Here is a 23,916-nt window from a genome sequence, read left to right on the forward strand (position 1 = left end):
GAAATGATGGTTTATGGAGGAATTGAAGCCGGCGGCACAAAAATGATTTGTGCCGTTGCCGATGAACAGTTGACGATCATCGCCCAAGAGTCGATCCCAACGACAACACCGGAGGAAACGTTAGCGGCGATCTTTGCCTTTTTCGATCCCTACGATCTCGTGTCATTAGGGGTCGGTTCCTTTGGTCCGATCGGGATCGATCCAACCCAAGCGACCTATGGCCACATACTAGCGACGCCGAAACAGGGCTGGCAGCAGTTCGATTTTCTCGGTGCATTGAAGAAGCGCTACCCAGAGACAGCATTTGCTTGGACAACAGATGTCAATGCTGCCGCTTATGGGGAATTACGCCAAGGAGCGGCGCAAGGCAAAGACAGCTGTGTCTATTTGACAGTAGGAACCGGCATTGGCGCAGGAGTCGTTCGTGAAGGAAAGATTTTCGAGGGGATCGGTCATCCAGAAATCGGTCATACCTATGTCAAACGTCACAGTGAAGATACGTATGCTGGTACATGCCCGTATCACGGCGACTGTCTGGAAGGATTAGCCGCAGGGCCTTCTTTAGAAGGACGTACGGGGATCAAAGGACAAGACTTGCCGCAAGCGCACGAGATTTGGGGGTTGCAGGCCTTTTATCTAGGGCAAGCGCTGGTCAATATCACGTTGACCTTAGCACCTGAGAAAATCATTTTAGGCGGTGGGGTCATGAATCAGCCGCATCTACTCGCTCAAATCCAACAAGCCTTCCAAAAACAAATGGCAGGCTATATGGAGACACCACCAGTGGAAGACTACATCGTCACTTGGGGCTTGCCGAACAAAAGCGGGATTATCGGCTGTCTCTTGTTAGGCAAAGAGCAGGTGACTGCCCATGACTAACCTGTATTTTCCTAAAGATTTTTGGTGGGGAGCTGCTGCCAGCGGTCCGCAAACTGAAGGACGAACGGCCGATGATGGCAAAGGTGATTCGATTTGGGACTATTGGTACGCAACGGAGCCAGAACGTTTTTATCAAAAACGGGGACCAAAAGATACCGTCCAGCTGCTGCAGCGTTACCCAGAAGATGTGGCGTTGATGAAAGAGATCGGCTTTAATTCTTTTCGAACCTCGATCCAGTGGAGTCGCTTGCTGCCAGAAGGAAGAGGGGCGGTCAATCAACAAGCGGTGGCGTTTTATCGCGAGTACTTCGCCACTTTGATCGAAAATGGCATCGAACCCTTCATCAATTTGTATCATTTTGATATGCCGATGGCACTGCAAAAAGAAGGCGGCTGGCTCAATCGCGAGACTGTCACAGCATTTGCAGATTATGCTGCTTTGTGTTTTGAGTTGTTCGGTGATCAAGTCCGTCATTGGTTCACGCAAAATGAACCGATCGTGCCAGTGGAGATGGGGTATTTGTATCAACAGCATTACCCAGCAGAAATCAACTTGGCACATGCGGTGCAAGTCGGCTACCATGAAGCACTCACCAGCGCCTTAGCGATCCAACGCTTCCGTCAATCTCAGCAATCAGGCGAAATCGGCATCATCTTGAATTTGACACCGACTTATCCGAAAGATCCGAACGATGAAAAAGATGTCCAAGCGGCGCAACTGGCAGATGCCTTTTTTAACCGATCCTTCTTAGATCCAGCGGTCAAAGGCACCTTTCCTGTAGAATTGATCGCTGTCTTAAACGAGTTGGCGATCATGCCAGAAACCAGAGCAGAAGATTTGCAGATCATTAAAGAAAACACGGTCGATCTCTTGGGGGTCAACTATTATCAGCCACGGCGGGTGCAGCAAAAGCGTTCTGCCAAAACAGCGGACACACCAATGCCAGAAGATTACTTCGATGTGTATGATTGGCCAGAAAAGAAAATCAATCCCCATCGAGGCTGGGAGATCTATGAACGAGGCATCTATGATACCTTGATCAACCTACGAGACAACTACGGCAATATCCCCTGTTATATTTCAGAAAACGGCATGGGGGTCGAAGATGAAACACGCTTTATCGATGCCAGCGGTCAGATCCAAGATGAGTACCGTATCACCTTTATCAAAGATCATTTGCGGTATGTTCACCAAGCGATCCAAGAAGGCAGCCAGTGCCGCGGGTATCACATGTGGACCTGCATGGACAATTGGTCTTGGCTGAATGAATTCAAAAATCGTTACGGGTTTATTGCTGTCGATTTGGCTACCCAAAAACGGACCATCAAAAAGTCTGGTGAGTGGTTCCACGAAGTGATTCTACAAAACGGCTTTGTCGACTGATCATTCATAAAAAACAAATCAATGAAGCGTCCTATCTTGCAAAAGGTAGGACGTTTTTCAGGTTTTTAGAGAATAAAAACAAAATATAAACAAAGACCTTTAATTTGTTTCATTTTATCTTTAGTTTGTTCCTTATTTTTTAGGGATGAAAGCGTTATTCTAGTAGCATGAAGGAGATGATGAGATGTGAAGAAAAAGGGGTTTTGGAGGAATGTCTGGCAATACAAAGCATTGATATTGATGGCTTTGCCAGGTGTTGTCTGGTTTATCTTTTTTTTCTATATACCTGTATTCGCAAATGTGGTGGCGTTCAAAGATTTCCACATTTCACCAGACGGCTTTTTTGCCAGTTTGAAACAAAGCCCATGGGTCGGCTTTGATAACTTTAAATTTTTATTTGCATCCAATGATGCTTGGCTGATCACTAGAAATACCCTACTCTACAATATCGTATTTTTAGCATTCAACCTATTCTTTGCGATTGCCTTTGCCATTATTATGAGTGAGCTGCGCAATAAGCGCTTGGTAAAAGTGTATCACACGATGTCCCTGTTGCCGTACTTCCTTTCTTGGGTGGTTATTTCGTACTTTGTCTATGCCTTTTTGAGTCCAGACAAAGGGATCATTAACCAATGGATCACGGGTATGGGCGGTGAAGGAATCAACTGGTATGCTGATCCGAAATGGTGGCCGTTTATTTTCGTCTTTATGAATGTCTGGAAGAGCTTAGGCTACAACAGCATCATCTATTATGCGTCAGTGGTCGGGATCGATCAGACGTATTACGAAGCCGCGATGGTCGATGGCGCCAGCAAATGGCAGCAGATCAAAAATGTGACGTTGCCACAGCTGATTCCAATGATTTCTGTTTTGTTGATTTTGAACATCGGTGGGATCTTCCGTGCCGACTTCGGACTTTTCTATCAAGTCCCACGAAACTCTGGGGCGTTGTACCAAGTCACCTCCGTTTTAGATACGTACATTTATAATGGACTGACTGCCACAGGCGACTTCGGGATGACCGCAGCTGCCGGCCTTTATCAGTCAGTGGTTGGGGCATTACTATTACTAACAGCGAATTTGGTTGTTCGTAAACTAGAACCAGATTCAGCATTATTCTAAGGAGGATGGATAAATGAAGAAAAAAGTAACGAAAGTCGAGATCCGCTCCTTTAACCCAACGGTCAACCTGATTTTTAATATCGTGATCGGTCTGTTCGCGATTTCCTGTGTCTTGCCGTTTCTCTTTGTGATCGCGATCTCATTGACCAGTGAAACCTCTTTGGCAGAAAACGGCTATCGCTTTTGGCCACAAGAATTTTCGTTCGCAGCGTATACCTACCTGTTTAGCGGACAAATGAGCAGCAAAATTTTCCAAGCATTTGGCGTATCTATTTTTATCACTGTTTTTGGTACCTTCGTCAATGCAACGATGACTTCGCTATATGCCTATGTCATCTCTCGCTCAAATTTTCCATTCCGTCGTTTCTTTACGATCTTCGCTTTGATCACCATGTTGTTTGCGCCAGGGATGGTTGCCAATTACTTAGTGATGGTCAACTTGATCCAATTGAAAGACACGATTTGGGCGTTGATTTTACCCCTTGCCTTAGGGCCTTTTAATATCCTTGTTATGCGGACCTTCTTTAAAAAGACGGTACCAGATAGTATTATAGAATCTGCGCGCATCGACGGTGCCAGCGAAATGAAGATTTTTCTGTCCATCGTGTTGCCGTTAGCCGTTCCAGGGATCGCAACGATCAGTCTATTTGCCGCTCTTGGCTATTGGAATGACTGGTTCAATGCATTGTTGTATATTCAAAAAGACTCTTTAGTTCCGTTACAAGCACTTTTGATGCGGATTCAAAGCAACTTGGACTATCTAGCCAAAAGCTCTGGTATGGCTGCCCAGATCCAAGGTGGTTTGGCCGCTTTGCCAAGCGAAACTGCTCGCATGGCAATCGTTGTTGTTGCAACCTTACCGATTGCGATCACCTATCCATTCTTCCAACGGTATTTTGTCGGTGGTCTGACAATTGGTGGCGTCAAAGAATAATCAAATAAGTATAGGGAGGAAACAAAAATGAATTTGTGGAAAAAAACAGCTTTTGCTGGGATGGCCGCAGCGGCAACTTTGGGAATGGCTGCCTGTGGGTCGAACGGCGCAACATCCGATTCAGAAAACAATGCAGACGGCGTAACGACTTTATTGATGTATCAAGTCGGGGACAAGCCAGAAAACTTTGATCAATTAATGGAGATCGCCAATAAACGCATTGAAGAAAAAACCAACGCTCGCATCGATCTGCAGTATATCGGCTGGGGTGATTGGGATCAAAAAATGAGTACCATCATTTCATCGGGTGAAAACTACGATATTTCCTTTGCCTCAAACTATGTTGCGAATGCGCAAAAAGGCGCGTATGCAGATTTGACGGAGTTAGCACCAAAATATGCCAAAGAAGCGTATGATCAATTAGACGAATCTTATATCAAAGGCAATACGATCGACGGAAAATTATATGCCTTTCCAGTCAACGGCAATATTTATGCCCAACAAGTCTTGACCTTCAATAAAGAGTATTTAGATAAATATGATTTGGATATTAGCGGGATCGAATCTTATGCAGATGCCGAAGACGTGTTGAAGAAGTTTAAAGAAGAAGAACCAAACATCGCACCGTTTGCGATCGGACAAACCTTTAATGTTTCTGGAAACTATGATTATGTAATCGGGAAAGATTACCCATTTGCTGTTAAATTGGACGGCGATACAACGAAGATCATCAATCAATACGAAGATGATGAACAAATGGAAAACTTGAAATTGATGCACAAATGGTATAACGAAGGCTTGATCCCAACTGATGCAGCCACTAATACGACTGGTTACCCATTAGAAGGCAACACATGGTTCATGCGTGAAGAAACCCAAGGACCAATGGATTACGGCGATACGATCTTAAGCAATGCCGCAGGTCATGAATTGGTTTCACGTCCAATCACGAAACAATTGAAATCAACAGGCCAAGCGCAAATGGCAAACTTTGTCGTAGCGAATGTTTCGAAAAACAAAGAAAAAGCAGTGGAAGTGTTGGGCTTGTTGAACAGCGATCCTGAATTGTTGAATGGATTGGTTTGGGGTGTCGAAGGCGAAGCATGGGAAAAAATCGAGGGCGAAGATAACAAAATCCGTCTCCTTGATGGCTACTTGCCAAATACCCGGATGGCTGCTTGGAACACTGGGAACAACATGATCCTTTATACACAAGAATCCATCACAGACGATATGATCAAAGAGCGTGATGAAAATATTGCTAACGCTGAAGCATCACCAATCTTAGGGTTCAACTTCAAGACTGATAATGTGAAAACAGAAATCACGAATATCGCCAATGTCATGAACCGTTACAAAGCAAGTTTAGCAACGGGAACGATCGATCCAGAAGAAAATGTTCCGAAACTAAACGAAGAATTAAAAACCGCTGGCTGGGAGAAGGTCCGCGATGAAATGCAAAAACAATTTGATGAGTATCGTGCAAGCCAAGAATAAGCAACAGGCGCCGCTCACCAATCAATAGATCAAGTAAGCCGGAGGCTAAACGCATCAGGACCAATGGTTCCCACGTCTAGCTTCTGGCTGCTTTTTCTTTAAAGTAAGTAGCGAAATCTTTGATGAAAAAATAACGTTACTTTTGTTTTTTAACCTTCAAGCAGCAAGCATAGTGCCTCTAAAACGTACATAGCATTAAAAGATTCTCAGGTAGCTTGAGTAGGAAGCTAAAATCATGCTACATTTTCGATAGGGAACAAATAAGGGAGGAATTTTAAATGGAAGAAACAGCAAATAGTGGGTTGGTCAAGGGCTTTCGCTTGATTTGGGCGATCGTGAAGTTGAATTTGTTTTTCGTCGTATTGACATTGGCAGGTGGCGGAATCTTAGGGATCGGTCCAGCGTTTCATACCATTAGTACCTTGATCCATGAAGACGGACTAAATTATGAGCATCAAAGCTTTCGCAGCGCATGGCGCATTTGGCGCAGCGTCTTTGTCAAAGCCAATAAACAGTTTTATCTTTTCTTCCTACTGTCAGGTTTCTTAGTGTATAACTTGTATTTAGCTACCCAGATCCAAGGCTTGATTTGGCTGATGATCTCTTTTGTTTTAGTTGTCGTCAGCGGATTGAGTATCTTACTGTACTTACTAAGTGTGGTTTTTGACACATCCTATGAGATTTCCCTGTGGAATAACCTGAAATTGTCCTTCGTGTGTCTGTTTCTTCATATGGCGACCTTTCTAAAATTGTTAGTGGGGATTGCCAGTATTTTCGCTTTTACTTGGATGATGAAAGGGCTCTTGCTCTTTGGAACCTTCAGTCTATTGATTTTGTGGTGCCACGTGGCGATCAGTCAGGAAAAAACCGTCATTGATCGGGACTTGGCACATGACTAAGCAGCGCTTTCGTTTGTTTAAACATGACTTTTTGATCAATCAGTTGATGCAGTTGTATAGCGTCCTTTTGGTGATCATCTCGATTATTATCATGCTGGTTCTGACGGCATATACTGGGGCAGACCGCTTCAATAGCAGCGAACGCCTCGTGGAAGCAACCAGTATGCAGCTGGATGCATACGTGCAGGATCAAAACGCGGTCGTCTCAGCGGTATTAGGCGAATTTACCAGTTCGGATACTGCTTTTGAATCGCTGCGCAATTATTTACAGCTTTCATTGCCAGACTATTTTTCCTATAGTAATGATATTTTTCGCCAGACGGGACAAAGTGTGTATTTGCCAAACATCCTCTATCGCTTGATCCGTAATCATCCTAGTATCGAAGAGATCATTATTCAACTAGATGAAAGCAATGAGACACTAGTGGCAACCCCAGATACCCCTTATGGAGAAAAACGCAGCGGCAAGCAGATCGATTTGAAAAATCGTCTGTTTTTTGTTCGTTCGATCGCCCAACCAAGTAATTATGCGCAACCGTTAGGGCAAGTCTACGTGATTTTTCACTCAGACGATGTCTTAGCCAATCGACAAGAAGACAACCAAGCGCATGGTATCAACAGTTTTTTGTATACCTCCAATGGTCAGCGGCTATACAAGGATGCCGCAAACCTTAGCAAGCAGACCTTAGCGAAAATTGATCAGGCGGTGGCTCATGGAACTATTCACGACACTCTGTCGAAAGACTTTTATATCAAAAAACAAACGACCGTCAGCGGAGAGTTGTCACTGATCTTGTTGTCAAAAGGTGTGATCTGGCGGGATATTTTTTCCAGCGCCATTTGGATTTTTAGCTTTGGGATTGGGATTCTCTTATTGGTTCTATGGGTGCTCCATCGGACCTTCAAGCGCTATACCTCGCAAGTACAGCAGATCGTCTATGCGACGAAAGAAGTCAGTCAAGGAAATTTTGATAAGCGGATCGATACCGCCAATGTCCAACAAGAGCTGAAAGAAATCGCAGAAGCCATCAATCAAATGACTTACAGTATCAACGAGTATATCAAAGACATCTACACGTTAGAGATCAAGCAGCAAGACGCCGATATGCGGGCGCTGCAAGCACAGATCAATCCGCATTTTCTGTATAATACGTTAGAATACATTCGAATGTATGCCTTGAGTCGCAACCAAGAAGAGCTGGCGGATGTCGTCTATGCCTTTTCGGCACTGCTACGGAACAATACGACGCAAGAAAAGACGAAGACCTTAAAAGAAGAAATCGATTTTTGTGAAAAATATGTCTACTTGTTTCAGATGCGCTACCCAGATAAGATCGCCTATCATGTAACCATCGATTCGGCATTAGAACAGTTGGAATTGCCGAAGTTCACGCTGCAGCCGCTTGTCGAAAACTATTTTGTTCACGGCATCGATTATCAGCGCAATGATAATGCCATCAGTATCAAGGCTTATAAAGAAGTCGAACAGATCGTGATTGAGGTCAAAGACAACGGCAAAGGCGCAGATGCACAGCAGTTGGCGATGATCCAAGAAGAACTGCAAAATCAGGAGATCGGAGCCCAAACCTCGATCGGGATCAAAAATGTTCACGAACGGTTGCGGGGCATGTTCAACGGCGCCTATCAAATGGACGTTACGTCTCAGGCAGGTGCTGGGTTTACGGTCAAGATCCGCTTAGATGAGAAACGTTTGCAAAGGGGGCATGAGACAGATGTATAAAGCAATGTTCGTTGATGATGAATACATGATCTTGCAGGGGCTGCAAATGATCTTGCCTTGGCAAGAATTGGGCTTTGAAGTGGTGCATACAGCGAAAAGTGCTAGTGAAGCCCTCGAGTACTTGCAAGAGCATTCCGTTGATTTGCTGATCACGGATATTCGGATGCCAGAAATGAACGGCATCGATATGATCCGTCAAGCACAAGCGTTTGGGAATCGATTTTTCTCGATCATTCTGTCAGGCTATCAGGAGTTTGCCTTTGTCAAACAAGGCATGGCGTTAGGTGTGCGTAATTATCTCGTCAAACCTGTTAACAAAGAAGAACTACGCAGCAGTGTACAAGCGATTGCAGCTGAGTTAGAGGAGCAGCAAAAACTGTTGGCAGAAAAAGAACTGTATCAAGAATCAAGCCTGCTGCTTTGGTTGAATGATGAATTGAACGAAAGCGAGTACCTCCATTTGCTGGCGCAACAGCGGGTGCCACTAGCAGCACCCTTTACCGTTTTGCAGTTCAATGGGACTGCTGAGATCTTACAAAAAATCACGACGTTTTTTCAGCAACACGATCAGCCATTGATCTTACCAGGGCGATTAGATGAAAACCAAGTGATCATTACTGCTGCTGGACCAAGGCAGCAAATCAACGCTGATCTAAAAGCACTGGCACAGCAGCTCAATAGTACTGACTGGCAGTTGATTATGAGCGAGACCATCAACGAGTGGGAGAATTTGTATAAAGCCTATGAAAAAATCAAGCAGGTTCAGTCACTGCAAGCCTTCTACCCAGATCTGTTCTTACAAGAACAGACGATCCACGTGGATATTTTAGAGCGAAACGAAGAACTCCCGTTTCTGTCTTTTAACAAAGCACTGACCATTGGGGATGTCAAAACGATCCAACATGAGCTGGATAAAATGTTCGCTATTTTGGAACAAACCCAAGCAGACCCTGAGCATGTTCGCTATGTTTCGTTCTTGTTGTTCAATGATATTTATCGGCAGTTACCAGTACTTTCTCATGAAAACCATGAACAAATTTTGGCGCGGATTCGTGAGTCTAATACACTGGCAGATTTGCGGCAGCTCTTTGATGATGTGCTGGAGTTGGCGAAATCGCAGCCGCCGCAAAAACGCTATTCAGAGATCGTTCAAAAGACGATCCAGTTGATCGAAGAAGGCTATACCCATGATTTGACGGTCAAATCAGCGGCTGAAGAACTGCATGTCAGTGTCGTTTATTTAGGGCAGCTCTTTAAGAAAGAAACGGAAATGAGTTTTAATCAGTACGTCAATCTGGTGCGGATCAAGCAAGCCCAGCAGCTGCTGCTTCATTCGAAAGCCACGATCAGTGAGATCGGCGATCGTATTGGTTACAACAATACCAATTATTTTTCCAAAATGTTTAAGAAATTGAATGGTCTGACCCCCAAAGAGTTTCGCGATACCTATGAACAGCATTATGAATCTCTTGATTGAATTTAGATTTCTTCAAAAAAAATCTGGTTTTTGTGATTAAATGATAGTAATTGTGACGCTTTCACGGTAAACTAAGAGAGGAAAAATAAAGAAGAGAGCGTGATGTTGTGAAAGAAACCAAAAAATTTGCACAAGTTTTGATAGGTACCGGGCTGATTGCGTTGGCCATTTCCTTATTGATCACCGCCCATCAAGGATATGATACGATCAGTACGTTTTTACTAGGAATTTTGAATTTCGTCGATGTCCCTTTTTGGATTGCCAGTTTGTGTTTTAATATTATTGTTTTGTTGATTGTTGCAGTCTTTGATCGTGCCGAATTAGGCATTGGCAGTTTTATCAACGGGATCGGCTTAGGCCTGTTGATCGGGATCTTTGAACCAGTGATGGACAAAGTATCGATTCATTTGCCTTTTTATCCTTGGATCGCTATTTTCGCTGCACCGATCTTATTTGGGATCGGCGCTGGTATCTACGTTTCTTCCAACAAAGGATCAGCGGCGTTAGAAGCCTTGACTGCCTTGATCTACAAACGAAGCAAATTGACGCAAAAAACGATCCGTATCGGCTTGGATGCAGCCATGGTCTTGATCGGTTTTGCGCTAGGCGCCAGTGTTGGGTTAGGTACTCTCTTGTGTATCGTCTTTATTGGCCCAATCTTTGAAGCCACCATGAAAACCATCGCTGCTCGGAAGAAAAACGCCTAGCCTTGAAAATAAGTCGGAAAAAGCTGTCTGTAAGGACAGCTTTTTTGCTGCTACCATTTAAGGGAATTATCTGAGGGAAGAAAAATCCTGATTTCCTTAAGATTCTCTGGGTAAAAAAAGTGTTTTCTCCATGGTTACTGTCCTATTGGACTTGGTATACTGATAAGACGAGTAAAGGAGAAGTGAAAATGAAAAGTTATCGTTCGACGATTGCGGCTTGCTTTGTAGGGTACATCGTTCAAGCCGTCATCAATAATTTTGCCCCCTTATTATTTTTGACCTTTCAAAGCCAATACCAGCTACCGATCAGCCAGATTACTTTGCTGGTTAGTTTTAACTTTTTGATCCAGTTAGCCGTCGATTTTGCAGCAATCTTTTTTGTAGACCGCATCGGCTATCGAGTGTCGATCGTAGCCGCGCATTTTTTTGCAGCGATCGGCTTGATTGGTCTAGCCGTTTTTCCCTTATGGTTTCCGACCCCGTTTAGCGGATTGTTAGCAGCGGTTTTGTTGTATGCCATTGGCGGTGGCTTGCTGGAAGTCTTAGTCAGTCCCATCGTTGAAGCCTGTCCAACGGAACATAAGGAAAAAACGATGAGCATGCTGCACTCGTTTTATTGCTGGGGGTACGTGGGGGTCGTTTTGTTCTCAACGGCGTTCTTCATGGTGTTCGGTATTCAACAGTGGCCGATTTTGGCGATCATCTGGGCACTGATCCCGTTGGTCAATTTGTTTTTCTTTACCAAAGTCCCGTTGGCGCCAATCGTTGCCGAAGGAGAACGAGGGTTGACCACTCGGCAGCTCTTTTCCTTGAAAAGCTTTTGGCTGTTTCTGGTGATGATGGTCTGTGCTGGAGCCAGCGAACAAGCAGTCAGCCAATGGGCATCGACCTTTGCCGAACAGGGCTTAGGCGTTAGTAAGACGCTAGGCGATTTAGCAGGGCCAATGGTTTTTGCCTTGATGATGGGGATCTCCCGCTTGCTTTACGGCAAGTTTGGGGAACGCATCGATTTGAAACGCTTTATGTTTTTGAGTGTTTTGCTTTGCCTACTGGCGTATATGATGATCGGCTTTGCTTCATTGCCATTGATCGGGTTCCTTGGCTGCGGCTTAAGCGGTTTTGCCGTAGGGATCATGTGGCCAGGGGTCTTTAGTCTTTCTGCGCAATACATTCGCAACGGCGGAACGGCGCTATTTGCTTATTTGGCATTAGCAGGAGATTTAGGGTGTTCAATCGGACCCGCTGTCGTCGGCAGTATCGTCGAATGGACGGGACAACAGTTACAGGTTGGGATTTTAGGGGCGATCGTTTTCCCGATCATCTTGCTGGCAGGAATTTATTTGGTTCAACAAATGCACAAAAAACGACAGCTTCCGTTGCTGGTTTTTCAAGAATCCACAAAAGAATAAAAAAATTTTGGAGCAAATGCCGTCTTTTCATGGTATTTGCTTTTTGTTTTCTGAAATTCCTCTAGTCAATATAGTTTCTATCCGCTATACTTTGACTTATTCATTTAAAAAGGAAGTGATGTTGTGAAAAGTCAATTGAAAAAAGAAATCAGTTTTTTTGGGGCATTATCGACAGTAATGGGAACGGTGATCGGCGCCGGCGTGTTTTTCAAAGCAGCGGCTGTGGTCCAGCAGACCCAATCCACCGGTTTGACCTTGTTGGTCTGGCTGCTTGCCGGCTTTCTAACGATTTGCGGCGGTTTGACGGTGGCGGAGTTAGCGACGGCGATTCCTGAGACTGGCGGACCCATTCGATATATTGAAAGAATTTATGGGAAATTACCCTCCTTTTTATTAGGCTGGGCACAAAGTATCATTTACTTTCCAGCAAACGTGGCGGCTTTAAGTATTATTTTTGCGACCCAGTGTTTGAACTTATTTCATCTACCCAGCAATTATTTGCTTCCTTTATCGATTTTGACCGGAACGAGTGTGACCTTGATCAATCTTTTGGGAACAAAAGCCGCTGCTCAAGTCCAGTCCGTCACGTTAGCAGTCAAGCTGATTCCGATTGCGGTGATCATCGTGGCGGGCCTGTTGACACCAGGGCAAGTATCGGTCTCATTGGTGGATTTTTCTTCCAATACTCAAGGATCGCTTGCAGCTGGCATCAGTAGTGCCCTCTTAGCAACCCTTTTTGCTTATGACGGCTGGATGGGAGTCGGTAATGTCGCTGGGGAAATGAAGCGACCCGAAAAAGATTTACCAAAAGCCATCATCTTTGGGTTGAGTTTTGTTACCTTGGTGTATGTGTTGATCAATGTTGCCTTTTTAAAAACATTGCCGATCGATCAAATCGCTGGTAATTTGAACAGTGCTTCAGAAACTGCGATGGCCTTGTTTGGTAGCTTTGGCGGAAAACTGGTCACGATCGGTATCCTGATCTCTGTGTATGGCGCATTGAACGGCTATACAATGACTGGCTTGCGGGTCCCGTATGCCATGGCGTTGGAAGATGAGATTCCTTTCAGCAAGACCTTTGCGACCTTAAGTAAAACCACCAATGCACCTTATGCGGCGGCCTTTTTACAGTTGGGGATCGCATGTATCATGATGCTTTTAGGCACCTTTGATCTCTTGACCGATATGCTGGTTTTTGTTATGTGGTTCTTTAGTGTATTATTGTTTGTAGGAGTTTTTCGTTTGCGAAAAACAGAACCGCAGATGAAGCGTCCGTATAAAGTTCCCTTCTATCCAATCATTCCCTTGATTGCGATCTTAGGTGGCTGTTTTATCTTGATTATGACCTTGATCACTGACACGTGGTTAGCAGTCGTGGGAATTGGCGTGACGCTACTAGGAATTCCCGTTTTTTATGGAAAAGCAAAAGGAAAAGCGAGAGGAGCGAAAGAATGAAGATCGTTGTACTTGATGGCTATGCGTTGAATCCAGGAGATTTGTCTTGGCAAGGGTTTGAAGAATTAGGAGAGGTGACGGTGTATGATCGTACCTCGTATACAGATAAACAAGAAATTATTGAGCGAATCGGCGATGCCGAAGCAATTTTGACAAATAAAACACCGATCACCGCAGATGTGCTCAAAGCATGTCCGCAATTGACCTACATTGGGGTCTTGGCAACTGGATACAATGTCGTTGATTTGGCAGCAGCGAAGGAACAGGGAATCACCGTGACCAATATTCCTAGCTACAGTACCAATGCAGTAGCACAAGCGACCTTTGCTTTGCTGCTGGAAGTGACGAATCAAGTGGGACACCATAATTGTTCCGTGCATCAGGGCGACTGGCAAACCAGCAAAGATTTTTCTTATTGGCAGACACCATTGATGGAATTGGCAGGCAAAACGATTGGGCTGATTGGATATGGTGCGATTGCTCAAGCAGTTGCCACGATCGCTCATGCGTTTCAGCTGAAGGTGATCTACTTTAATCATCGACCAAAACCAGCACAAGCAAATTGGGCAAAACAAGTTTCGCTGGCGGAATTGTATCAAGAAGCAGATATCATCAGCCTTCATGTTCCGCAGTTTCCTGAGACAGAAAAAATGATCGATCGCACAGCATTGGCACAAATGAAATCTTCTGCGATCCTGATCAATACCGCCCGTGGCGGCTTGATCGATGAAGCGGCAGTTGCTGAAGCGCTGCAAACAGGGCAGATCGCAGCCTTGGCGGCAGATGTCGTTTCAAAAGAACCGATCGCAGCTGACAATCCCTTATTACAGGCGCCAAATTGCTATTTGACACCGCATATCGCTTGGGCACCCGTCGAAACGCGGCGTCGTTTGATGGGGATTGCTGTGGCGAACTTAAGCGGCTTTAAAGCAGGTACACCGCAAAATGTCGTGTAAGCAAAACGAGCAAGTAAAAGGACTTTGACAAAACAGGCGACTAGCAAAGCAGTTAGTCTCGCCGACACAGTAACCATTTCGACCAGTCATCCAGCCTTACAAGGTGATCGGTCGTAGGACTGGGGGGTTGTCTAAGTCTTTTTTTGCTGAAAATGAAAGGAGACGATCTTGAAAAAGTATTATTATCTAGCGGCCTTTGTTAGCGTGCTGGTCTTGAGCTGGCTGATCCAAACCCAAAGCAGCCGCTTTTATGCACAGCCGATCATAGAAGTACAAACGGTTCAAGTCACCGCCGACCAGCAGCAGATCCAAGGGATCGTTCGTAACGGAGAAGAAGCTGGGGTACTACGGACAGTCACTACGCAATACACCCCCAACGGTGCGATTCATCCGTTGTATCAGACCGGACAACAGCTGCTTTTGCAAAAAGAAGGGGATGGCTGGCAGGTACAAGCACAAAAAAGGGATGGGTATCTCTTTTTCTTTCTTGCCTTATTCCTGATGGCAGTAGTCGCAATTGGTGGCAAAAAGGGCTTGCGGGCTTTACTTAGTATCTTTGTGAATACTGGCTTGCTGCTCCTTTTTCTTTGGTTTCACAAAGGCAACAGCTCCTTTTCATTGGTCTTTTTGATGATCGTTTTTACGATCGTCTCATTGGTTTTGACGATGGGGATTTCCTATGGCTTTCGTACGATCGACAGCCGCAAAATCATTGCCTCGTTAGCCAGCGTCCTCTTGGCGTTTTTTCTCTGTCGGTTCGCCATGGATCTTTTGCAAGATCATGGGTTGCGCTATGAAGAAATGTCGTTTCTGACCCGTCCGTATCGCAGTGTCTATCTAGGGAGTCTGCTGATTGGCGCGATTGGTGCCAGCATGGACAATATTGTCATGCTGATTGCCAGTCTAGATGAGATCCAGCGCATCAATCCCCAGACTAGCCGCAAGGAACGATTAGCGATCGGTCGGTCCATCGCGCAAGATACGACTTCTTCGATGATCAATGTCTTGTTGTTTGCTTATTTAAGTGGGAGTATGCCAGCGCTATTGTTTTACCTAGCAAATGGCTGGCTGCTGTCGCAAGCATTGCCGATGCATCTTTCTTTAGAAATAGTGCGTACATTATGCGGCGGCTTTGCGCTGGTTTTATCGGTACCGTTGACGCTCCTTTGCTTTGAACTACAAAGGAGGAAAGCAGGATGAATGTTTTGTTTGTGTTGATCTTGCTTTTTCTCTTGCTGACTTTCGCTGTTTTTCGGATCGAAGGGCTGTTTCAAGTCACTGGTCTGTTTATGAATGTGGCTGTCTTTCTAGCGCTTCTGGTCCTGATTGACCGAGGGGCACCGATCATACCAGCGGCTTGTGTTGCCTTTTTAGCCGTGGCGGCGATCACCTTGTTTTTCGTGAATGGCGTCAATCAGAAAACCAAAATTGCCTTTGTCTGTGTGTTGGTCTTTCTAGGGCTTTTTCTACTACTATTTCCGCTTGTGCTCTCTGCAATGAATCTGCATGGGTTTTCGGCAGAGGAACTGGATGAGTTGGCGATGTATTCCTTTGATGTAGCCATCGATTTTAAGGCATTGATGGCTGCGATCATTTTGATGAGTTTTTCGGGGGCGGTGGCAGATGGGAGTATGGCAATCAGCACTGCGACCTATGAACTTTTTCAAGCAAACCCGCAAGTCTCGATCAAGGCATTAAGTAAAAGTAGTATGACCGTGGTATCAGACGTATTGTCTTCAACGATCAATACCTTATTGTTTGCCTTTATGGGAAGTAATCTGGCGTTGATTGCGTGGTTTCAAGATTTGTCGATCTCCTTTGGTGAAATGCTCAATTCGAAGGCGTTCGTCTCAGAATTGGTCGTTTGTTTGGTCACGGGTCTGGCAGCGGTGATTATTTTACCCATCACCGCATGGGCAGCAAGTTGGTATTTTTTGAAAAGAAACCGAATGGAATAGGAAGGAGCGCAACCACCATGGAACCACTAATTGAAACTAAGCGATTAATGCTGCGAGAAATGAGTCATGACGATCGACCAGCGATTGAAAAGATTTTGCAAGATCCAGAAGTCATGATTGCCTATGAAGGACCCTTCAGTGAACAAGAAGTCACTGGTTGGATCGACAAACAGCTGCAACACTATCAGAACGATCACATTGGCTTGTGGCTAGTGATTGAGAAAGCATCCGGGCAAGCGATCGGTCAATGCGGGTTGACATGGCAAGACGTCAAGGGAGAAGCCGTTTTAGAAATTGGGTACTTGTTTCAAAAGAACTTCTGGCATCATGGGTTTGCCACAGAAGCCGCCCAGGCTTGTAAAGACTATGCTTTTGCAACGCTGAATGCCGCCATTGTTTATTCGATCATTCGTGAGACCAATCAAGCCTCCATGAATGTGGCATTGCGCAATGGAATGAAGCTGGTGGATCGCTTTGTCAAACACTATCGGCAAGTTGACATGCCGCATCTTGTGTATGCTGTGGCGAAAGAGATGTGAAAAACGAAAGAATGCTTTTTTCGATTTAGACAATGAAACGCCCTTAGAAAGTTAGCTTTTTCAAACTTTCTAGGGGCGTTTTTTATGCTTGCGTAAAGCTTTTTCGTTCGATGAGTTCAGCCCCTAAAAGGACTGTTTTGGTGATCGCTCGAGGATGAACGATCTGATCCACCAATAAATCGATCGCGGTTTTGGCGATTTCCTCCACATCAATTTTAAACGTTGTTAGAGGGGGAGCCACAAATTTTGCGATCTCATTGTCGTTGATACTGATTAATTCCAAGCGATCAGGAATGATGATGGATCGTTCATTTAACGCTTGGAGCACACCAACTGCGATGGTGTCAGAAGCCACAAAGAGCGCCTCTGGCAAATTGTCACCAAGGGATTCCACCATTTTTTTCGCCAAACGATAGCCGGTTTCAACGGAAAAATTGCCACCACTAAATAAGAACGCCTCATCGAGCGCATCTCGACGAGCCAGCGTTTGACGGAAGATGACCTCGCGACTATCCATTTCTGCACGTTGGGTATCAGGATTTAGATAAGCACCACCAATAAAGCCGATCTTTCGGTATCCTTTTGTTAAAAATAGATCGATCGCCAGTTGCGTCATTCGATCAGTATCAGGTTTGACCGTATCGAACAGCTCTGGACAGGGGTTGATTTCCAAAAGGACGCCATAGGGGCAAACGGATTTGAACTGCTGCGTTTCTTTCTCAGTGAAAGAGCCAATCCCAATAAATCCGGCGACTTCTTGCAGTATTTCTAAAACATCATCTTCATGGGTGATCAGTTGAATTTCCAAATTGTTGATTTTCGCATATTTTTCTAAAGAGATACGCAATTGTCGAAAATAGACATCTTGCAGCTCTTCTTGTTCTGTCAGCCAGAAAAGGACGGCGATTTTTTCTAGTGTTGTCTTTATTTTTGAGCGATCATAACCTAGTGATAAAGCGGTATGAATAATTTTTTGACGCGTATCGGCTGCGATCGACAACGATTCGTCGCCTTTCAATAATCGGGAAACAGTCGCTTGTGAAAAGCCTGATTGCTCGGCAATTTTTTTTATTGTAACCAATCTTGTTCACCTCTTTCTTCTAGTATACGCTAACAGCTTTACCAAGTAAATGAATTTACTAAATATATTTACTGCATAGTGAAAGTTCAGAGCGTGGTGGTATTTTGAAAAAATATTTGTGAGATAAACCTTGATTTTATTCGTTTATTTACTCCGTTGAAGAAATTAATTTAGTAAAACTATTTACATATTAAGTAAAATAATTTATTATAAACGAGAAGATAGCGTTTGCAAAATAAAGAAAAGGTGGAGAAATGATGATGAAAAAAATGTCTCGAGTTCTTTTTTTAAGTGTAGCAGCTTTAGGATTGGGTGCTTGCGGTCCACAAAGTGAAGGGACAGATAGTACTGCAGCAAATAGTGGCAGCGATAAGGACTATGATCTATTGGTCTGGGAAGACCAAGCAAAATCAGCTGGGATTGAAGAGGCAGTCAAACAATTTGAAGAAGAACACGATGTGACGATCAAAGTGGTCGAAAAAGCCTATGGTGGACAGATCGAAGATTTACGATTGGATGGACCCGCTGGTACAGGTGCGGATGTCATCACGATTCCTGGCGATCAAATCGGTACAGCCGTTACTGAAGGTTTGTTGAAAGAATTAACAGTCGATCAAACGCTACAAGATCTGTATACAGAATCAGCAATGCAATCGCAAATCGTTGACGGAAAAGTCTACGGCTTACCAAAAGCGGTTGAAACACAAATTTTGTATTATAACAAAGAACTAATTTCCGAAGAAGACTTGCCACAGACAACGGATGAGTGGCTGGAGTATTCCAAGTCTGTCTTAGATGCTGACAGTTATGGGTTACTGGCATTATGGGATCAAATTTATTACGCACAAGGTGTATTGAGCGGTTATGGCGGTTATGTTTTTGGCGAGAATGCCGATGGATCCTATGACCCTGAAGATATTGGATTAGCTAATGAAGGCGCGATCGAAGGGGCAGACTATATCCAACAGTTTTATGATGCAGGTGTTTTTCCATCGGGATTGGTCGGCGAACAAGGAATCAATGTGTTGGACTCTTTATTTACGGAAGGAAAAGCTGCCGCTGTCATCTCGGGACCATGGAACTTGTCTCCATATAAAGAAGCGGGCATCGACTATGGTGTGAAAGAATTGCCATTATTAGGCAATGGTGAACATATGGGCTCCTTTATCGGTGTCAAAAGCTACAACGTAAGTAGCTATTCCCAAAACCCTGAATTAGCTGAAGCATTCGTCAAATTTATCAGCAATGAAGAAAATTCAAAAGTTCGTTATGAAAAAACACAGGAAGTACCAGCGGTTGCTTCATTGGCAGATGATCCAGCAGTTCAAGAAAGTGAAAGTGCTGCAGCCATTGCCGCTCAGTCCCAACACGCAGAACTAACGCCTGGGATCACTGAAATGAATTCAGTATGGGAACCAATGGATGCCGCATTGCAAACTATTGCTACTGGAAAGGCTGAACCGAAAACAGCTTTACCACAAGCAGTCGATCAGATCAAATCAGCCATTGCGGCAATTCAAAACTAGAAAGTCGTCTTAAGGACAAACGTTTCGGGTGGTCATTCATCACTAGGAATCAAGTAAGGCCGAACGAAACGTTTGTCAGCGGCTTTTTCTTACAGGGGGCGAAAATGTGAAAAACACGCAGTCGTATGCAAAACGAGCAATGCTATTCTCGATCATACCAGGATTCGGTCAATTTTATAATCGGCAAAAAATCAAAGGCGCTTTATTTTTCTTCTTTTTTGCTATGTATCTTGTCGTCTTTAAAGATTTATTTAATATGGGACTTTGGGGCATCGTGACATTAGGCGTGGAAGTGCCGAGAGACAATTCCATCTTTTTATTAGCAGAAGGATTAGTTGCCTTGATCGTCATCGGTTTTGGTCTGTTGTTCTATTATTTAAACATCCGTGATGCCTATAAAAACGGTGAATTAAGAGACAATGAGCTACCAGTCAACTCTATCCGTGAAAGCTACCAGGCACTATTAAGAGAAGGCTATCCTTATTTAATGAGTAGCCCAGCATTTTTCTTACTCGTGTTTTCTGTTATTTTTCCGATTCTCTTTAGTATCGCGTTAGCTTTTACAAACTATGATCTGTATCATTCTGCACCTGCCAATTTAGCAGATTGGGTGGGATTAGAGACCTTTAAGAAGATTTTTACTGTCGATATTTGGCGTAGTACCTTCTTCAATGTTCTGGGCTGGACAGTTATCTGGACATTGATCGCCTCAACGTTACAAGTTTCTATCGGAATATTTTTAGCGGTGCTGGTGCATCAAAAAGAATTACGACTCAAAAAGTTCTTTCGAACGATTTTGATCCTCCCATGGGCAGTTCCGGGATTTGTTACGATCTTGGTGTTTTCAGGAATGTTCAATGATTCCTTTGGTGCGATCAATCATTCGATTTTGAATTTCTTCCAGATTTCACCGATTCCTTGGCTAACGAGTGCGAATTGGACCCGCTTAGCTTTGCTACTGATTCAAGGCTGGCTAGGCTTTCCGTATATTTTTATCGTGACTACAGGGACGCTGCAATCCATTCCTGATGATTTGTATGAGGCGGCGACCATCGATGGTGCTTCAGCTTTACAAAAATTTCGCCGAATCACATTGCCATTACTGCTTTATGCAATGGCACCGATTTTGATTACGCAATATACGTTTAACTTCAACAATTTCAATATTATTTATCTGTTTAATTCTGGTGGACCAGCAGTTCCTGGTTCGACCGCTGGTGGTACCGATATTTTGGTTTCGTGGATCTATAAGCTAACGATGCAAAATAGTCAATATGCACTGGCAGCAGCGTTGACGATTCTCTTATCGATCGTCGTGATCGCGATTGCTTTATGGCAATTCCGCCGAACAAATTCATTCAAGGAGGTTGGATAAGATATGAAGGCAGCAAGTATGAAGAAACAAAAATTTGTCCGCCTATCCTTGACGTATCTCGTACTGATTTTTACGGTAGTAGTGATCGTCTACCCTTTACTTTGGACGATCGGTGCTAGTTTTAATCCTGGGAACAGTTTAGTAAGTACGAGTTTGATTCCGACGAGTCCGACATTAAGTCACTACACGAAATTGTTTGCTGGTGACAACTCGCTTTATTATAGTCAATGGTATTTGAATTCATTAAAAATCAGTGTATGCACCATGTTCTTGTCACTGATTTTTGTCTCCATGACGGCGTATTCCTTTTCACGATTTCGTTTTACAGGCCGTAAAAATGGGTTGATGCTGTTCTTACTACTACAAATGATTCCGCAGTTCTCTGCCTTGATCGCAATTTTTGTATTGGCGCAAATGCTCGGCTTGATCAATAGCCATTGGTTGCTGATCTTGATTTACGTTGGGGGCCAGATTCCCATGAACACGTACTTATTGAAAGGGTATTTTGACTCGATCCCGTTAGATTTAGACGAGAGTGCCAAGATAGATGGCGCAAGCAATACGCGAATATTCTGGCAAATTTTGATTCCTTTATCACGACCAATGCTGGCAGTCGTTGCCATGAATGGCTTTACTGGACCACTTGGAGACTTTGCCCTGTCTTCTGTGATTTTACGTAATCCTGAGTACTATACATTACCCATCGGGTTATACAAATTAGTCACGGATAAAATGGGAGCCAGCTATACAACTTTTGCGGCAGGGGCTATTTTGATCAGTATTCCGATCGCGCTCGTCTTTATTGCATTACAAAAACATTTTGTCTCCGGTTTGACCGCTGGTGGCACAAAAGGATAGGAAGAGAAGATGACAAGATATAACTTAGAAGAACGCTTTTTACATGGTGGGGATTATAATCCTGACCAGTGGCTAAATTATCCCGAGATCTTAGCTAAAGATTTAGAACTAATGGAAAAAGCTCATGCTAATACATTTTCCCTTGGTATTTTTGCTTGGAGTGCCTTAGAGCCAGCAGAAGGGGTGTTTCAATTTGAATGGTTAGACAAAATCATGGATGAGCTCGCCGAACGAAACAGCAACGTCATTTTAGCGACGCCAAGCGGCGCGCGTCCTGCCTGGTTGTCTAAAGCATACCCTGAAGTTCTACGGACCAATGAAAAACGGGAAAAAATGTTACACGGCGGGCGTCACAATCACTGCTTTTCTTCACTGATCTATCGTGAGAAAGTGGCGATCATCAATCGGAAATTAGCTGAACGCTACCACGATCACCCAGCACTATTGATGTGGCATATTTCCAATGAGTATTCTGGAGATTGTCATTGTCCCATTTGCCAAGAAAACTTTCGTCAGTGGGTCAAGCAGAAGTACCAAACATTAGCAGCCTTGAATGAGGCCTGGTGGGGACCTTTCTGGAGCCATACGATCACCGATTGGTCGCAAATCGAATCTCCTTCACCGATCGGCGAAATGCAAGTTCATGGACTAAATCTAGACTGGCATCGTTTTGTGACCGATCAGACCATTGATTTCTATGAACATGAGATCAAAGACATTCGTCGTTTGTCTCCAGATGTGCCGATCACAACGAATTTCATGGCAGATACCCGAGATTTGATTCCCTTTTATAGCCTTGATTATGGAAAATTTGCCCAGCATGTAGATGTCATTAGTTGGGATTGTTATCCTGCTTGGCATAATGATTGGGGAACGACCGCTGATTTGGCAAGTAAGGTTGGGTTTATCACTGATCAGTACCGTAGCTTGAAAAAGCAACCCTTTTTGATCATGGAATCAACCCCTAGTGGTGTGAATTGGCATCCAGTCAATCGCACGAAACGCCCTGGGATGCATCTGTTGTCTTCTATGCAATTTATTGCTCACGGTTCAGATAGTAATCTTTATTTCCAATGGCGAAAATCTCGAGGCTCATCTGAGAAGTTCCATGGGGCCGTCGTGGACCATGACAACGACGAACAGAATCGTGTTTTTCAAGATGTAGCAGAAGTGGGAAAAGCCTTAGAAGAAATCAAAGAAATCAAAGGATTGCACAAAAAAGCCAAAGTGGCGATCATCTATGATTGGGATAACAATTGGGCGCTCAATGATGCGCAAGGTTTTGGTTTGGAGAGCAAACGCTACCCACAAACGTTGCAAGAGCATTATCGCTATTTTTGGGATCATGACATCGCGGTTGATGTCATCACGAAAGACCATGACTTTGACTCTTACCAATTGATCATCGCTCCGATGCTTTACCTTTTACCAAAAGAAACTATGAAAAAGTTTCAACAGTATACGAAAAATGGCGGGACGCTGGTTTCCACTTATTTGACGGGGATCGTAAATGAAACGGACTTGACCTATTTAGGGGGCTGGCCCCAAGAGTTAGAAGAACTGTTTGGTGTGTCTGTGAAAGAAATCGATACGTTATATCCGAAACAAAAAAATCTGCTTTTAATGAAGGAGCAGCAGTACCAAATTCATGATTATTGTAGTGTTGTTCAAACAAACACTGCCCAAACGTTAGGGGTCTACGGTGCTGATTTTTATCAAGGTCAAGCTGCAGTGACCGTAAATGATTATGGTGAAGGAAGTGCCTACTATCTTGGGGGACGGACGGATCAAGCCTTTTTGGAAGACTTCTATCAAGAAGTAACACAACAGCTTCGCATACAAAATGAGTGGGTCCGTCAAGGTTCAACGAACGTGTCGATTCAAAGTAGAGAAAGTCAGCAAGAGCAGCTCGCTCCGACCACCTATTATTTTGTGATGAATTTTTCCGAAGAAAATCAAGAAGTAGAGGTAGCAACTTCAGGAATCGATTTGCTTACTGGAAAAACGACAAACCAAAAGCTTCAGTTGGCGCCTTATGAGGTGCAGATTATCAAAGTGACAGCACCAGAACAATAAAAACTATTGTGTCAATTATATGAAAAAAGAAGTACTTACGTTG

Annotated in this window: 20 protein-coding genes; 19 read left to right on the forward strand and 1 reads right to left on the reverse strand. The window is 44.0% G+C overall.

What is annotated here, in order from left to right:
* The first annotated feature begins 3 nt into the window (after window positions 1–3).
* The 15 genes from QN079_RS05110 (at window position 4) to QN079_RS05180 (ending at window position 16,957) form a co-directional block, all read left to right on the forward strand.
* Window positions 4–879, forward strand: a complete 876-nt coding sequence (locus QN079_RS05110; protein WP_005225513.1) for an ROK family protein — start codon at window positions 4–6, stop codon at window positions 877–879.
* Window positions 872–2,263, forward strand: a complete 1,392-nt coding sequence (gene gmuD / locus QN079_RS05115; protein ID WP_289230483.1) for a 6-phospho-beta-glucosidase GmuD — start codon at window positions 872–874, stop codon at window positions 2,261–2,263. The genes QN079_RS05110 and gmuD overlap by 8 nt, the downstream gene beginning before the upstream one ends.
* A 240-nt stretch (window positions 2,264–2,503) precedes the next feature.
* On the forward strand, window positions 2,504–3,385 hold the full coding sequence (locus QN079_RS05120; protein ID WP_086294872.1) for an ABC transporter permease: 882 nt from the start codon (window positions 2,504–2,506) through the stop codon (window positions 3,383–3,385).
* A gap of 13 nt (window positions 3,386–3,398) precedes the next feature.
* Window positions 3,399–4,319, forward strand: coding sequence for a carbohydrate ABC transporter permease (locus tag QN079_RS05125; RefSeq protein ID WP_005225516.1), 921 nt, complete (start codon window positions 3,399–3,401; stop codon window positions 4,317–4,319).
* 27 nt (window positions 4,320–4,346) lie between these two features.
* Window positions 4,347–5,816 carry an ABC transporter substrate-binding protein gene (locus QN079_RS05130; protein WP_005225517.1) on the forward strand — a complete coding sequence of 490 codons (1,470 nt, stop codon included), beginning with the start codon at window positions 4,347–4,349 and terminating at the stop codon, window positions 5,814–5,816.
* A 278-nt stretch (window positions 5,817–6,094) separates the two neighbouring features.
* Window positions 6,095–6,715 carry a DUF624 domain-containing protein gene (locus QN079_RS05135; protein WP_010747780.1) on the forward strand — a complete coding sequence of 207 codons (621 nt, stop codon included), beginning with the start codon at window positions 6,095–6,097 and terminating at the stop codon, window positions 6,713–6,715.
* The gene (locus tag QN079_RS05140; protein WP_289230484.1) at window positions 6,708–8,456 is read left to right on the forward strand and encodes a sensor histidine kinase; all 1,749 of its coding nucleotides are present in this window, start codon (window positions 6,708–6,710) and stop codon (window positions 8,454–8,456) included. Before QN079_RS05135 ends, QN079_RS05140 begins: the two co-directional genes overlap by 8 nt.
* The gene (locus QN079_RS05145) at window positions 8,449–9,933 is read left to right on the forward strand and encodes a response regulator transcription factor (protein WP_005225520.1); all 1,485 of its coding nucleotides are present in this window, start codon (window positions 8,449–8,451) and stop codon (window positions 9,931–9,933) included. The genes QN079_RS05140 and QN079_RS05145 overlap by 8 nt, the downstream gene beginning before the upstream one ends.
* 107 nt (window positions 9,934–10,040) lie before the next feature.
* On the forward strand, window positions 10,041–10,640 hold the full coding sequence (locus QN079_RS05150) for a YczE/YyaS/YitT family protein (protein ID WP_005225521.1): 600 nt from the start codon (window positions 10,041–10,043) through the stop codon (window positions 10,638–10,640).
* A gap of 188 nt (window positions 10,641–10,828) precedes the next feature.
* Window positions 10,829–12,049, forward strand: coding sequence for an MFS transporter (locus tag QN079_RS05155; protein WP_289230485.1), 1,221 nt, complete (start codon window positions 10,829–10,831; stop codon window positions 12,047–12,049).
* A 123-nt stretch (window positions 12,050–12,172) separates the two neighbouring features.
* The gene (locus tag QN079_RS05160) at window positions 12,173–13,504 is read left to right on the forward strand and encodes an APC family permease (protein ID WP_010747783.1); all 1,332 of its coding nucleotides are present in this window, start codon (window positions 12,173–12,175) and stop codon (window positions 13,502–13,504) included.
* Window positions 13,501–14,460, forward strand: coding sequence for a D-2-hydroxyacid dehydrogenase (locus tag QN079_RS05165; RefSeq protein ID WP_010747784.1), 960 nt, complete (start codon window positions 13,501–13,503; stop codon window positions 14,458–14,460). Before QN079_RS05160 ends, QN079_RS05165 begins: the two co-directional genes overlap by 4 nt.
* 168 nt (window positions 14,461–14,628) lie before the next feature.
* Window positions 14,629–15,660 carry a YibE/F family protein gene (locus tag QN079_RS05170; RefSeq protein ID WP_010747785.1) on the forward strand — a complete coding sequence of 344 codons (1,032 nt, stop codon included), beginning with the start codon at window positions 14,629–14,631 and terminating at the stop codon, window positions 15,658–15,660.
* Entirely contained in the window at window positions 15,657–16,418 is a 762-nt protein-coding gene (locus QN079_RS05175; protein WP_010747786.1) for a YibE/F family protein, read from the forward strand. Before QN079_RS05170 ends, QN079_RS05175 begins: the two co-directional genes overlap by 4 nt.
* 17 nt (window positions 16,419–16,435) lie before the next feature.
* The gene (locus QN079_RS05180) at window positions 16,436–16,957 is read left to right on the forward strand and encodes a GNAT family N-acetyltransferase (protein ID WP_010747787.1); all 522 of its coding nucleotides are present in this window, start codon (window positions 16,436–16,438) and stop codon (window positions 16,955–16,957) included.
* Between the two features lie 82 nt (window positions 16,958–17,039).
* Here QN079_RS05180 and QN079_RS05185 read toward each other — a convergent pair whose 3' ends face one another.
* Window positions 17,040–18,038 (reverse strand): LacI family DNA-binding transcriptional regulator, encoded by a 999-nt coding sequence (locus QN079_RS05185; protein WP_010747788.1) that lies wholly within the window; start codon window positions 18,036–18,038, stop codon window positions 17,040–17,042.
* A gap of 254 nt (window positions 18,039–18,292) precedes the next feature.
* Here QN079_RS05185 and ganS point away from each other — a divergent pair, with 254 nt between their 5' ends.
* The 4 genes from ganS (at window position 18,293) to QN079_RS05205 (ending at window position 23,873) form a co-directional block, all read left to right on the forward strand.
* Window positions 18,293–19,564, forward strand: coding sequence for a galactooligosaccharide ABC transporter substrate-binding protein GanS (ganS, locus tag QN079_RS05190; protein WP_080646955.1), 1,272 nt, complete (start codon window positions 18,293–18,295; stop codon window positions 19,562–19,564).
* A gap of 139 nt (window positions 19,565–19,703) precedes the next feature.
* Window positions 19,704–20,939 carry a carbohydrate ABC transporter permease gene (locus QN079_RS05195; protein WP_016608233.1) on the forward strand — a complete coding sequence of 412 codons (1,236 nt, stop codon included), beginning with the start codon at window positions 19,704–19,706 and terminating at the stop codon, window positions 20,937–20,939.
* 3 nt (window positions 20,940–20,942) lie between these two features.
* On the forward strand, window positions 20,943–21,797 hold the full coding sequence (gene ganQ, locus QN079_RS05200; protein WP_010747791.1) for a galactooligosaccharide ABC transporter permease GanQ: 855 nt from the start codon (window positions 20,943–20,945) through the stop codon (window positions 21,795–21,797).
* Between the two features lie 9 nt (window positions 21,798–21,806).
* Window positions 21,807–23,873, forward strand: a complete 2,067-nt coding sequence (locus tag QN079_RS05205; RefSeq protein WP_010747792.1) for a beta-galactosidase — start codon at window positions 21,807–21,809, stop codon at window positions 23,871–23,873.
* Window positions 23,874–23,916: the final 43 nt, after the last annotated feature.

It is taken from the genome of Enterococcus sp. FZMF (genome assembly GCF_030263915.1).
In the GTDB taxonomy this organism is placed as follows: domain Bacteria; phylum Bacillota; class Bacilli; order Lactobacillales; family Enterococcaceae; genus Enterococcus_D; species Enterococcus_D casseliflavus.